We start from the raw sequence: 13,433 nt of genomic DNA, 5'->3' as shown, positions 1-13,433 counted from the left end.
CAGACGAAGCATTATTTATGCGGGTGCTACAACGCTTTCTTCGTACTTCTTGGCGGCTTTCCGGGGGCCAGGCGAATTGCCCGTACTAGGAGACCTCCAGCTCCACCCCGGTCGCCGCCGCAACATCCTCCACGCTGACCCCAGGCGCGGTCTCGCGCAGCACCAGGCGTCCACCGAACCCACCGTCACCGTCGCGCACCACGTCAATCACCGCCAGGTCCGTGATGATGCGGTCCACCACGCCCTGGCCGGTCAGCGGCAGCGTGCACTCCGACAGGATCTTCGGCGAACCGTCCTTCGCCACATGGTTCATCAGCACGATCACCTTGCGCGCACCGTGCACCAGGTCCATCGCCCCGCCCATGCCCTTCACCATCTTGCCCGGCACCATCCAGTTCGCCAGGTCACCGTGGCGCGAGACCTCCATCCCGCCGAGCACCGCCACGTCCACGTGTCCGCCACGGATCATGCCGAAGGACAACGAGGAGTCGAAGAAGGCCGCACCCGGGTTCACCGTCACCGTCTCCTTGCCGGCGTTGATAAGGTCGGCGTCCATTTGATCCTCCGTGGGGTACGGCCCGGTGCCCAGGATGCCGTTCTCGCTGTGCAGCACCACGTGCACCCCCTCCGGCAGGTGGTTCGGGATCAGCGTGGGCATGCCGATGCCCAGGTTCACGTACTGGCCGTTCTCCAGCTCCTGGGCGGCACGCGCCGCCATCTGCTCCTTGGTCCAGCTCATGCCGACACCGTCCTCTTCTCGATCCGCTTGTCCTGCTCCCCGGTCTCCACCACTCGGTGCACGAAAATGCCGGGCAGGTGCACCTGCGCCGGGTCGATCTCGCCGGGCTCGACCAGACGCTCCACCTCGGCGATCGTCATCGTGCCAGCCATCGCGCACAGCGGGTTGAAGTTCATCGCCGACTTGGCGAACACGAGGTTGCCCTCCGTGTCCCCCACCTCCGCGTGCACCAGGGCGACGTCCGCAGGAAGCGCCTCCTCCAACACGAAGCGACGCCCACCGAACTCGCGGACCTCCTTCGGCGGGGACGCCACGGCGACCGAGCCGTCCTCCCGGTACTTCCACGGCAGACCGCCGTCGGCGATGGGCGTGCCCACGCCCGCCGGCGTGTAGAACGCCGGCACGCCCACACCCGCCGCGCGCAGCTTCTCCGCGAGCGTGCCCTGCGGGGTGAGCTCGACCTCCAGCTCCCCGGCGAGGTACTGGCGGGCGAACTCCTTGTTCTCCCCCACGTAGGACGCCACGACGCGGCGCACCTGCCGGTTGTTCAACAGCAGGCCCAGGCCCCAGTCGTCGACGCCGCAGTTGTTCGAGTAGATCTCCAGCTCCCCCACCCCGGTCTCCACGAGGGCGGAGATCAGGGTGTCGGGGATGCCGTTGAGGCCGAAGCCGCCGACGGCCAGGCGCGCGCCGTCGCTCACGTCGCGCACCGCCTCCTGCGCTGTGGCGACGACCTTCGAGGTCGGGCCGGTTGATGTGTGGTTCATCGGGTCTCCAGTTCTCCGATCGGGAGGGTGAGCATGTGGTAGCTGAGTGTCTTACCGTGACCGTCGAGTACCGGCGAGCCGGTGACCCCGCCGCCGAGCACGCCGCGCAGTTCACAGACGAAGGACTCCACGGCGGTGACGTCCCGCACGGTGACATCCTCCGTTCTACACCGGAAGTGCTCCGCCACCGCGGATGCGGTGAGCCGGTCGCGCAGGAATGCATGGTCGGCGCTGCTGCGCGGCAGGACGGCGACGATGAGGGTGTCGCCCTTGTCGCCCGTGCGGGCGTCGGCGTAGGTGTCGAGGACGGTCATCAGAGGGTTCCTTTCGCTGTGTTCATCATGCTCTCGGTACTCACCGTGTTCACTTCTGCGGCGATGTGTTCGCGCGGCAGCAGGGTCGAGCGGATCGCCAGGACTTCGCTGAGGCCCTTGCGCGCTCCCCCGCCGGCGGCGGGCCCGGCGCAGTACAGGGCCTCGACCTCCCAACCGACGGCGTGTGCCTGCTCCCTGGTGTCCACCCGCGCGGCCACGCGCACCCGCACCTCCGGGGGTTCGGAAGCAGCGGGGGTCATGTTCCGGAACGCCGCACCGGTACCGATGAACTCCACGCTGACCTGCTCAGGGTCGATGCCGTGCACCGTATGCAGACGCTGCCGCACGATGTCCCACGCCAGGTCCGCGCGCTCGCGGGCTCGCGGCCCGGCGTAGCTGATCTGGCCCTCGCCGAACCAGCCGCCGCGGAAGCCGAGGGTGACCTTCAACGTCCCGGTCCGCGGGCGCCCCGTGGCGCCGCTGACACGCACGGCGTCCTGCCCGACCTCCTCGATGCTCACGCCGGAGAAGTCGGCGGTCACGTCCGGGGTGAGGTAGGCCGCCGGGTCGGCGACCTCGTAGAGCATCTGCTCACGCACGGTCTGCCGGGTGAGCATGCCGCCGGTGTCGGTCAGCTTGCCGAGTACCGCGGTAGCATCCTCAGCAACATCTGCAAAGGGGAACCCGAGGTCGGCCATGCCGGGCACCGGTTTGGTCACCGGGTCGGCGAAGTACCCGCCGGTGACCTGCCCGGCGCACTCCAGCAGGTGGCCCACGAAGGTGCCGGCACCCAGGAGCGCCCAGTCGTCCAGGTCCCACCCGAACTCGTGCACCATCGGTGCCAGGAACAGAGACGGGTCGGCCAGGCGCCCGGTGACCACCACGTCCGCCCCAATGTCGAAGGCGGGCAGGACCTGCTCCACGCCCAGGTAGGCGTGCGCGGAGACCAGCCCCGCCGACTCCGTAGTCTCTGCCGACAGGGCCTCGCCGGTCTCCCACACCTGCGGGTCCTCTGACCGCACCTGCTGCAGGACGCTGTCGCCGGTGAGGTAGGCCACCGTCACAGTGCGTTCCGGGACGACCTCGGCGGCGACCTTGGCGATCAGCCGCGCGGCGGCCTCCGGGTTCGCCGCACCGGAGTTGGTGACCACGGTGGTGCCGTGGGCGACGGTGTGCGGCAGGACGGCGCGCATCCGTGTCTCCAGCAACGGGTCGTAGCCGGCGTCCGGGTCGCTCAACCGACGCAGCTGCCCGGCGGCGACGGTGCGCTCCCCGAGGCACTCGAAGACGAGGTAGTCGAGGTCGGCGTCCTTGGCGAGCTTCACGGCCGGGTCGAGGCGGTCGCCGGCGAACCCTGCGCCGGAACCGATTCTGATGGTTCTCATCGAAAGTATCTCCTAGAAAGTCAGTGCTAGAACGTCAGGGCTAGAACGTCAGGGCGCCGGTGATGACCGCGGTCACGGTGATCACGATGGTGGTTCCCCACGCCCACAGGAAGGTGAACCGCTGGTGCTTGCCCAGCTCCACCTTCGCCATGCCGATGAGGATGAACGTGGACGCCGTCAGCGGGCTCAGCGGGAAGCCGGTGGTCATCTGCCCGGCGATCGCGCCGCGGGCGATCATCGCGGGGTCGGCACCCATGACCTCGGCGGTGTGGGCGAAGACCGGCAGGACGCCGAAGTAGAAGGCGTCCGGGGTGAACACCAGGCTCAGCGGCATCGAGACGACCGAGACGAGCACGGGCAGCACGCTGCCGAAGCTCTCGGGGATCACGTCCGCGAGGCTCTGCGCCATGTTCTCGATCATGCCGGAGTTGCCGAGGATGCCGGTGAACACGCCCGCGGCGAAGACCATCGAGGTCACCAGCACCACGTTGGCGCCGTGGTCACGGAAGAGCTTCTGCTGGTCCTTCCACTTCGGGATGTTCACGCAGGCGGCGAGGGTGAACGCCACGATGAAGCACACCTCCATCGGCACGGCGTGGGTGAACAGCACCGCCACGAGGGTGAGGATGAGCACCAGGTTCACCGCCATGCGCCACCGCGGGACGCCCGCGTCGCGGCGGGCGTGGTCGGCCTCGTCGCCGGGGTCGACGGGGTCGACAGCGTCGGACGCTGCGGCGGCCGTTGCGTCGGACGTTGCGTCCTGCGGGACGTCCTGCGCTGTGTTGTCAGCATCCAGCCGGATGGTGCCGATGCGCTTCCGCTCCATGCGTCCGATGATGTAGGTCGCCACCAGCACCCACACGCCGCCGGCGATCATGGGGATGATCATCGGGGTGAAGACCTCGGAGGCGTCCATGTCCAGGGCGGCCATCGCGCGGATGGTCGGCCCGCCCCAGGGGAGCATGTTCATCAGGCCCGCGCCGAGGGCGACGATCGCGGTGAGGGCGATCGGGCGCATCCCGATCCGACGGTAGATCGGCAGGAAGGCCGACAGGGTGATCAGGAACGTCGCGGCACCGTCGCCATCCAGATGCACGCACATGGTGACCAGTGCGGTGCCGATGGCGATCTTCACCGGGTCGCCCTTGGCCCAGGCGACCATCCGGCGGATCAGCGGGTCGAACAGGCCCGCCTCCATCATCACCGAGAAGAAGAGGATGGCGAAGGTCATCATCACCGCGATGGGGGCGACCTGCAGCAGGCCCGCGCCGATGAAGTCGCCCAGGTCACCGCCGTGGCCGGCGAGCACGGCGAAGACGATCGGCACGAGGACCAGGCCCACCAGCACGGAGGTGCGGGTGAACAGGGTGAGTGCCAGGAAGATCCCCACGGTGAGGAATCCGTACAGAGCAAGCACGAGGCTCTCCTTTGTCGGCGGAAGGGGTGCGGACCCTGGTCAGGTCGGTCGGCCGAGATGGCCGTCCTGTGACCTGGGTCGCGTGGATGATCCGATTATGAGCCGCCACATTTAGTTGCGTCAAACAATAATCTTGCATAGATTCTTGCGGTATGCGGATAACTGACATCACCGTCGAGCAGATGCGCGCCACCGTCTGCGTCGCCGACCAGGGCGGATTCACCCTCGCCGCCGACCGCCTGGGGCAGTCACAGTCCTCGCTGAGCCGCACCGTCTCCCAGGTCGAGAAGGCCACCGGCGCGCGCCTGTTCGACCGCACCACCCGCAGCTTCGCCCTCACCGACGCCGGCACCGAGTTCCTGCGCGCCGCCCGGGTGGTCCTGGAGACCTACGACCGGGAGATCAACAACCTCGCCAGCTACCTGCGCGGGCCCAGCGGGGAACTGCGCCTGGCCACACTGCCCTCACTCGCCGCCACCCTGCTGCCGCCGTTCATCGACCGCTTCCGCCGCACCTTCCCCAACGTGGGCGTCAGTCTGCAGGACCTCATGGCCGCCAACATCATCGAGCAGTGCCGCTACGGCACGGTGGACCTGGCCATCACCGCAGAGGACCCCGAGCTGCTCGACAGCCTCCCTGACCACTTCCGCTTCTCCCCCATCGCCGAGGAACACTTCGCCTGCATCCTGCCGGTGACCCACCGCCTGGCCGACCGGGACGCCATCGACTGGGAGGACCTCGCCGGCGACTCCTTCGTCTCCTTCACCGAGGCCAGCTCCGTACGACGCATCACCGACCGCGAGCTCGGCGCCCGTGGCATCCGCCCGTCCCAGACCGTGACCGCCGGGACGATCTCGGCGGTGACGGGCCTGTGCGCGGCGAACCTCGGCATCTCCGCCGTCCCCGGCTTCGTGATCCCCATGACCCGTGTCGCCGGCGTGGTCCTGCGCCCCTTCCGCGGCGAACCGGTCACCAGGACGATCGGCGTGCTGCAGGACACCACCCGCACACTCTCGCCGGCGGCGCGGGAGTTCCTCACCCTGGTCGCCCACTCCACGTCCGCCGACATGACGCTGCCCGACTTCACCACGTGGACGGGACTGGGCGCCTGACCCCGGCACCGGCACCGCCGGCACCGCCGCCTCCGCGAGAATTATTTGATGTGAGTACGGAAACAAACCCTCACGATGCCGACATCCGTTCGTTACCCACCCCTACACTTCAGCAATGCTCGGCTATATAGCGTGGGGGCATTTTCTTGGCAAATACCTCTCGTTGACGTGCGCGAATCCGTCAGAATGCGCAGAATTACTCCCGGTCTGCTCAATTTCATTCGCGCTGATCTTAATTGCCCGATATCCATAAGCGTTTCCCTCGTGCCATAAATCAGCCACCGTCAAAAGTGGTGGGTCCGGTCACATGACTTCTATAGTCGCGCCCACCGAAGGACATGTAACGGTCCTTCCAGAAAAACGCCGACTAACTGAATGAGAACAGAGGTCATCCGACCCGCTGGAACTGACGAGTTTACGTCAATTAACAACGTACTTGTCGTGCCAACCATCTGTGTCCGTTTCCGCCAGATCCATGCACCTCGCCATTCAGAAAGGGACATCCGGGCGCCCGGATGCCCCGCCAGTCGGTCACGGGAGAAAAAGGAAGAATCCTCGACGGTAGGGACATCAATGAAACGTAGTTCACCACAGGACGTACACAGGCCGGTCCATGACAGCGCGACCGACCATCCGTCGTCCGCCATCTTCGGTGTCGCGCAGGCACCGGCCCCGCGAACGCTGATCGACATCCTCAACAGCACCACGGTCGCCCACCCCGACGCCCTGGCCCTGGTGGGCGGGGACACCGAACTCACCTACGAGCAACTGGCCGCCAGCATCGCCGAGCAGGTCGAGCGGCTGACCCGGGCAGGCATCCGGCCCGGGGACCGGGTTGGTGTGCGCGTACCGTCCGGCACGACCGACCTCTACGTGGCGATCCTCGCCACCCTGGCGGCCGGAGCCGCCTACGTCCCGGTGGACTGGGACGACCCCGATGCGCGGGCACGCAAGATCTGGGCCGAGGCCGACGTCGCCGCCGTCTTCGGCGCCGGCCTCGCCCTGGAACCGGCACAGGACCCCGCGCAAGAAACGGCGCGGGAACCGCGCCCGGCCACGCTCACAGCGGACGCTCCGTCCTCCCCCACGGTGGGCGACGACGCCTGGATCATCTTCACCTCCGGCTCCACGGGGACACCGAAGGGCGTGGCCGTCACCCACCGCGCCGTGGCGGCCCTCGTCGACGCCGAGGCCAGGATGTACCTGACCCGCGACCCCCTGCATCCGGGTGACCGGGTCATGGCGGGGCTGTCCGTCGCCTTCGACGCCTCCTGTGAGGAGATGTGGCTCGCCTGGCGCTACGGCGCCGCCCTCGTCGCCGCGCCGCGGGACGTGGTGCGTTCCGGCGACTCCCTCGGAGCCTGGATCACGAACAACCGGATCAGCGCGGTGTCGACGGTGCCCACGCTGGCGTCGTTCTGGCCGGTCGACGCCCTCGACAACGTCCGCCTGCTGATCTTCGGGGGCGAGGCCCTCCCCGTCGAGCTCGTGAACCGGCTCGCCAGGGACGGCAGGGAGTTGTGGAACACCTACGGCCCCACCGAGGCCACGGTCATATCGACGGGCCAGCTGATGGACGAGGTCCAGGACGGTCAGCCGGTACGTATCGGCAGGGCGACACCCGGGTGGAGGCTCGCCGTGGTCGACCCGTCCACCGGTGAGCCGGTGCGCTGGGGAGAGTCCGGCGAACTCGTCGTCGCCGGGGTGGGACTGGGCCGCTACCTCGACCCGGTGAAGGACGCCGAGGTCTACGCGCCGCTCCCCGCCCTCGGCTGGGACCGCGCCTACCGCACCGGCGACCTCGTCGTCGCCGACCGCGAGGGGCTCGTCTTCGCCGGCCGTGCCGACGACCAGATCAAGTTCGGCGGACGCCGCATGGAACTCGGCGAGATCGACCGGGCGCTCGCGACGATCGAGGGTGTGGGGGCGGCGGCGGCCGCCAAACAGACGACCCCGGCGGGGTCGGACGTCATCGTCGGCTACGTCGTCCCGGACGACCGGCACCAGCAGACCGGTGAGCAGATCGACCTCAGGGCCGCCCGGGAGCATCTGCGGGCCGTACTGCCCGGAGGCATCTCCCCCACGCTGTGCACGGTGGCGGAACTGCCGCTGAAGACCTCCGGGAAGGTCGACCGCTCGGCCTTGCCCTGGCCGCTGCCGGACGACGGCGGAGGGATCTCCACGCTGCCGGCGGAACTGCACGCGCTCGGGCAGATGTGGACCGACCTGCTGGGGCCGGTACCCCTGGACGCCGACTCGGACTTCTTCGACCTCGGCGGGTCCTCCGTGGCCATCGCCAAGCTCGCCACCTCGCTGCGCGCCACGCACCCGGCCGTCAACATCGGGGCGCTCTACGACCACTCCACGTTGACGGGCATGGCGGACTACGTGGCCGGTCTCCGGGAGAGCAACGAGTCCCGGCCGATGCCGGCCGGAATGCCCTGGTGGTCCGGCGTCGTCCAGTTCCTCGTGGTCTGCGGCATCTACGTCCTCAACGCGGCCCGCTACATCGTCGGCTCCATCCTGGTCATCTGGGTCCTCGCCTTCTTCTTCGAGGCCGGCTGGGTCCCCTACCCGCCCCTGGCGCCACTTCTCGTCGGTTGGCTCGTCCTGTTCTCGCTGCCGGGGAAGGTCGTCCAGGCGACGGTCGTGGCACGTCTGCTCACCCACCGGATCACGCCGGGCACCTACCCTCGCGGCGGGCTGGTCCACCTGAGGATATGGGCCGCCGAGCGCGTCCTCACCTACCTCAAACTGGAACCGCTGCTGGGCACACCGGTGACGCCGGTGCTCTTCCGCCTGTTCGGTTGCCGTGTCGGACGCGGCACGGAGCTCCAGACCTTCCCGCCGGTGACCGGCCTGCTGTCCGTGGGCGACGACACCACCCTGGAGCACGAGGTCGACGTCAACGGCCACTGGCTCGACGGCGACACGCTCCATGTCGGGGTCATCCGGGTCGGCGACGAGGTACGGGTCGGCATGCGGAGTTGGCTGGGGCCCGGCGCCGACCTGCGCGACGGGTGCGAGATCCTCGCAGGCTCCTCCGTCGCTGGATGGGTGCCCGCCCACCGGCTCTACGGTGGTTCACCCCCGGCCGACTGGGGGGAGGCGGGCCTCACGTGGCCGGAGCAGAGCCCCGAGGACGCGGCCGGCGACGGCGCGGTGGGGACACTCTCGCGCCTGCCGCACCGGCTCCTCTACATGGTCGGCCTCGCATGGATGGGGTTGCTGCCGCTCCTGGCGATCCTGCCGGGGACGTTCCTGGTTCTGCCGCACGTGGTGGAACGCACCCGCTACGAGGACGTCTTCCCCACCTTCGCCGCCTGGGTCCCGGTGTTCACCCTGCTCACCATCCTCACGTGGATCTCGCTGGTCATCGTGACCGTGCGGCTGTCCTCGCTGCTCATCCGCCCCGGGTACTTCCCGACCGAATCGACCACGGGCTGGGCGTTGTGGCTCACCCACACGATGATGCAGAAGACGCTCACCTCGACCTACTTCCTCTACGCGGCGTGGTACACGCCCGCATTCCTCCGACTGCTCGGGGCGAGGGTCGGCCAGGGCAACGAGATCTCCACGGTCGAGACGATCCCGCACCTCACCTCCATCGGTGACAGGTGCTTCCTCGCCGACCACTCCATGTGCACCGCCTCGCGGCACCGTGCCGGCTGGATCCATGTGGGGACCACCGTCCTCGGCAACGGGTCCTTCGTCGGCAACTCCGGCATCGTCGGGCCGGACTACGACCTCCCGGAGAAGTCGTTGATCGCCGTGCTCTCCTCGACGCCCTACCGGGCGGAGCGCGGGACCTCGTGGCTGGGCCGCCAGACCAGGGAGATCCCCCGCCGTCATGTCGAGGCCGACCTGTCGAAGACCTTCAACCCGGGGCCGGGGCTCAGGGGCGCGCGTGCCAGCGTGGAATTCCTCCGCCTCGTCCCACCGGTCATCGCCGCCTACCTCGACCTGTTCATCGTCTGGGCGGGGACCACGGTCTACATGCGGTCGGAACCCGGCTGGCCCGGGATCTGGACGGTCTGCCTGTGGTCGGTGCCGATCGTGCTCGTCGCAGGCGTGGTGGCCTGCCTCGTTCCGGTGCTGGCGAAGTGGCTCATCGTGGGCCGGTTCACCGCAGGGGAACGCACGCTGTACTCGACCTTCGTGTGGCGCAGTGAACTCGTGGACAACTTCGTCGAGATGCTCGCCGTCCCCTCCCTCATCCGGGTCTCCCTGGGCTCCCCGCTCTACAACTGGTGGTGCCGGCTCATGGGAACCCGCGTGGGCAGGGCGGTCTGGTGCGAGACGTGGTGGCTCCCCGAGTTCGACATCATCTCCATCGACGACCACGCGACGGTCAACCGCGGCACCGTCCTGCAGACCCACCTCTTCCACGACCGCGTGATGTCCCTGGACCACGTCTCCCTGGGCGCGGGCTCCACTCTCGGACCGAACAGCTTCCTGCTCCCCGGGGCCTCGATCGGCGCCCGGACGACCGTGCGTCCCGGCTCCCTGGTCCTGCGTGGGGACGCCATCCCCTCCGACTCCGTGTGGGCCGGAAATCCCGTCACCCACGTCAATCCCGTCACCCACGTCAACCGTTAGGAAAATACCTTGGACACCTCCCCCGAAACAGGCGGTGCACGAGCCCGCCCCGACACCTGGCCCAGCCGACCTGCATCCCTGGTGCCCGCATCCGGCAACGGAGCACTGCCGGACGCACCGGGCGTCCCGAAGGAGGCCGCCGCCGACAGCGTCCGGCCCCTGCCCGGCCCGGCGCGGGTCCGTCCCATCTGGGACGGTGAACACGAGCTGGACCCCACGTCCTTCGCACCTCCCCCGCCGCTGGGCGAGTCCCACGGATCCGCGCAACGGTGGAGCAGGCGGGCCGCCTTCGGACCCGTCGATGACCCGCGCCGGATCACAGGACTGGACGCGGCGCGGGGCTTCGCGCTCCTGGGGATGGTCGCGGTCCACACGATGCCGGCCTACAACGAGCTGACCGGCGAGCCGACGATGGTGTGGAGACTGTTCGCAGGGCATTCGTCGGCGCTCTTCGGAGTGCTCGCCGGTGTCACCATCGCCCTCATCACCGGGGCCAACAACCCGCACACGGGCCTGCGCCTGCGCCGTGACAGGGTGTCGCTGGCCGTGCGCGCCCTCATCATCCTGGCTATCGGGCTCCTCCTCGACCAGGTGGGGGTCCCCGTGTACAACATCCTCCCCTACTACGCCCTGATGTTCCTGGTGGCCATAGCGCTGACGGGGCTGCGGATCCGTCATCTCCTGGCCTTCGCCCTCCTCTTCACCGCCCTCGGGCCGGTGGTCATCAGGCTGGTGGCCGCGTGGGGCGGCTACACCACGACGCTCAACCCCAGCTTCACGGACGTCGCCGATAACCCGCTCGACATGCTGATCACCCTCACGGTCGGTGGAACCTACCCGGCCGTGACCTGGATGGCCTACATCTGCGTCGGGATGACCCTGGGCAGGCTGGACCTGCGCTCCGTGGTCACGCACATCTGGCTGGTCGTCGTCGGCGGCGGTACGGCCGCGTTCGGCATCCTGCTCTCGACGTTCCTGCTCGACTACGGCCGGGTGTTCCGCAACATCTACGAACTGACGGACGGCTACGACGCGACCGACATCCAGGAGGTCCTGGACTACGGGCCGGACGGACGCCTCCCCACGGACACGTGGTGGTGGTTGGCGACCTCGGGTCCCCATACCAACACCACGTTGTCCGTCGTCTCCGCGGCCGGGCTGGCGGTGCTGGCGATCGGCGTGTTCCTCCTGATCGCCAGTGGTGTGCGGGAACTGCTCACCCCCCTCATCGCCGTCGGCTCGATGACCCTGACCATCTACGTCTCGCACCTGCTGTTCCTCAAGTTCGCGTTGGACGCGGACTGCGACAACAGGGTCACCCTCCTCATCGTCCAGATCGTGGGGGCGGTTCTCTTCGCCGTCGTCTGGACCCTGGTGCGGGGCCGGGGCCCGTTGGAGGAGATCGTGTCACGGATCTGCCGGTTCGCGACACGGGGCGTGGGCCGCACCCCGACACCGAACCCGACCCCGAGCTCATGAAGAAAGGACGTTCCGTGAAGCGAACCAGCGTGGTGTCCACCTGTCTCGTCGCCTCCCTGCTGTTCTCCGTGTCCGCGTGCGGTGGTGACGGCGGCGGGAACGACGGGAACAGTGATCCCGTCGGCAACGGCGGCGGCAAGCACGTCCGCCCGCCCTCGACGATCGGCGGCACGGGCCGCGGCGGTGAGTCCGCCTCCGCGACACCGTCCGAAGAATCCAGTCAGGACCCCACGCAGGGACCCTCCCAGAATCCCTCCCAGGACGAGGTGCCGCTGCCGGTGTACCTCTACCCCAACGGCCGGGAGGTCGTGCTGACCGCGCCCGGCTCGTCGCTGGCGTTCGGCGACGCCGCGACGGTCGCCACGGCGGACGAGGAGGGCAGGCTGCTCGTGTGGTCGATCACCGCCCACGACGGCGTCCCGCGTGGCCGGGAGAGCGTGAGCCTGCTCGACCCCCTCGCCGGTGACAGCGTCGACCACTACCTGTGTTTCGCCTTCGACATCGTGTACCTCGGCGCGGTCCCCCGCTTCACCGACGACCCCGTCGTCCTCACCGCGCTGCCGGACGCCACGTCGGCGGTCCCCACACCGATGATGGTCCCCATGAGCCGGGACGGCCTCAACGGGAACCAGGTGGTCGGCAGCGTGGACGACGGCTGCGGGATCCCCCCGGTCAGCCGTCTCCCCGTCATCCAGAGCGAGCTGGTCGCAGGACGCCGCTACGCCCGCGGCGTGTTGTCGCACGCCCCCGCCGACCCCGACTGGCCGAGCGTGCCGGTCGGCCTGCGGTTCGACTACGGCGGCGGCGTCCCCGGCGCCTCCGCCGACCGGACGCGACCGGCCTCCGTCACGTGGCGCTAGGACAGGTCGCGCTAGAACATGGTGTTGGAGTTGGCTGACGTGGCCGGCACGTCCTGGATCACGTCCCAGTGCTCCGTGATCTCCCCGTCGACGACGCGGAAGATGTCGACCACTGCCTGGCCCCGGTCGTCGGGGCCGTTGGTGGAGTGCACGTGGAGGTACACCAGGTCTCCGTCCTCCGCGGTGCGCACGATCTCGCTGCGGTAGGCGGGGTTCTGCTCGAAGTAGTCGGTGAAGAAGTCGACGAACGGGGCGCGGCCGTCGGGGAGCTCGGGATTGTGCTGGATGTAGTCCTGCGCGATGACGTCGGCCGCCGCCGGGTCGTGCCCGTTGAAGAAGTCCTCGTAGAACGTGGTCACGGTGTCGAGGTTCGAGGAGTCCTTGACCGCCGACACCTGCTGTGTCGAGGCGTCGGCCACCGCGGTTGCGTCCTCGGGGGCGGAGCAGCCGACGAGGCCGACGGCCAGCACGGCGGCGGCCGTTACGGTGGTCACTGAGGTCACTGTGGTCACTGTGGTGATCGGGCGAATTCTCATGGTTGTCCTTCCGGTTGTACGGCGGGGTGGGGTGTCAGCTGCCCAGGATCGACAGGCTCAGCCCGGTCGATCCGAGGGCGGTGACGGACGAGCCGAGGGCCACGAGGCCGCCGGTGAGGGAGACGAGACTGTCGGACAAGGTCGGGAAGTCCAGCCGGACCGACGAGGCGATCGCGCCGAGCGAGGACAGGACGATTCCGTACACGGCATCGAGAAACATGGTGG

The 13,433-nt window shown here is 68.7% G+C and carries 11 protein-coding genes; 4 read left to right on the top strand and 7 right to left on the bottom strand.

Translation table 11 applies throughout. From position 1 onward, the window contains the following. Window positions 1–85 precede the first annotated feature (85 nt). Genes ACT3UN_RS00835 through ACT3UN_RS00815 form a run of 5 tightly spaced genes read right to left on the bottom strand, consistent with a single transcriptional unit; the run spans window position 86 to window position 4,622 of the window. Window positions 86–739: a CoA transferase subunit B gene (locus tag ACT3UN_RS00835; protein ID WP_441578713.1), complete on the bottom strand. Its 654-nt coding sequence runs from the start codon at window positions 737–739 to the stop codon at window positions 86–88. Next, a complete protein-coding gene (locus ACT3UN_RS00830) occupies window positions 736–1,506 on the bottom strand; it encodes a CoA transferase subunit A (RefSeq protein ID WP_301443677.1) in 771 nt (256 codons plus the stop codon). The genes ACT3UN_RS00835 and ACT3UN_RS00830 overlap by 4 nt, the downstream gene beginning before the upstream one ends. Next, entirely contained in the window at window positions 1,503–1,820 is a 318-nt protein-coding gene (locus tag ACT3UN_RS00825) for an AtuA-related protein (RefSeq protein ID WP_301443678.1), read from the bottom strand. The genes ACT3UN_RS00830 and ACT3UN_RS00825 overlap by 4 nt, the downstream gene beginning before the upstream one ends. Next, window positions 1,820–3,205: an acyclic terpene utilization AtuA family protein gene (locus ACT3UN_RS00820; RefSeq protein WP_441582267.1), complete on the bottom strand. Its 1,386-nt coding sequence runs from the start codon at window positions 3,203–3,205 to the stop codon at window positions 1,820–1,822. Before ACT3UN_RS00820 ends, ACT3UN_RS00825 begins: the two co-directional genes overlap by 1 nt. 40 nt (window positions 3,206–3,245) lie before the next feature. After that, window positions 3,246–4,622 carry a CitMHS family transporter gene (locus ACT3UN_RS00815; protein WP_444655775.1) on the bottom strand — a complete coding sequence of 459 codons (1,377 nt, stop codon included), beginning with the start codon at window positions 4,620–4,622 and terminating at the stop codon, window positions 3,246–3,248. A gap of 152 nt (window positions 4,623–4,774) precedes the next feature. On the opposite strand from ACT3UN_RS00815, the gene ACT3UN_RS00810 reads away from it, so the two are divergent. From ACT3UN_RS00810 to ACT3UN_RS00795, 4 genes are all read left to right on the top strand, one after another. Continuing rightward, complete coding sequence (locus ACT3UN_RS00810; protein ID WP_444655773.1) at window positions 4,775–5,734, top strand: LysR family transcriptional regulator; 960 nt, start codon at window positions 4,775–4,777, stop codon at window positions 5,732–5,734. 573 nt (window positions 5,735–6,307) lie between these two features. After that, entirely contained in the window at window positions 6,308–10,333 is a 4,026-nt protein-coding gene (locus ACT3UN_RS00805) for a Pls/PosA family non-ribosomal peptide synthetase (RefSeq protein WP_444655771.1), read from the top strand. 9 nt (window positions 10,334–10,342) lie between these two features. Then, window positions 10,343–11,812 carry a heparan-alpha-glucosaminide N-acetyltransferase domain-containing protein gene (locus tag ACT3UN_RS00800; protein WP_444655769.1) on the top strand — a complete coding sequence of 490 codons (1,470 nt, stop codon included), beginning with the start codon at window positions 10,343–10,345 and terminating at the stop codon, window positions 11,810–11,812. 14 nt (window positions 11,813–11,826) lie between these two features. Further along, complete coding sequence (locus ACT3UN_RS00795; RefSeq protein WP_444655767.1) at window positions 11,827–12,672, top strand: hypothetical protein; 846 nt, start codon at window positions 11,827–11,829, stop codon at window positions 12,670–12,672. Window positions 12,673–12,683: 11 nt separating this feature from the next. On the opposite strand, the gene ACT3UN_RS00790 is transcribed toward ACT3UN_RS00795, so the two are convergent. Both ACT3UN_RS00790 and ACT3UN_RS00785 read right to left on the bottom strand, forming a co-directional pair. Beyond that, window positions 12,684–13,166: a nuclear transport factor 2 family protein gene (locus tag ACT3UN_RS00790; RefSeq protein WP_301444065.1), complete on the bottom strand. Its 483-nt coding sequence runs from the start codon at window positions 13,164–13,166 to the stop codon at window positions 12,684–12,686. 76 nt (window positions 13,167–13,242) lie between these two features. After that, on the bottom strand, window positions 13,243–13,428 hold the full coding sequence (locus ACT3UN_RS00785; RefSeq protein ID WP_444655765.1) for a hypothetical protein: 186 nt from the start codon (window positions 13,426–13,428) through the stop codon (window positions 13,243–13,245). Window positions 13,429–13,433: the final 5 nt, after the last annotated feature.

The sequence above is a fragment of the Corynebacterium sp. AOP12-C2-36 genome (genome assembly GCF_052379185.1).
In the GTDB taxonomy this organism is placed as follows: domain Bacteria; phylum Actinomycetota; class Actinomycetes; order Mycobacteriales; family Mycobacteriaceae; genus Corynebacterium.
Note: the sequence above shows the minus strand (reverse complement) of the source record. Positions and strands in the feature narration are given on the sequence as shown.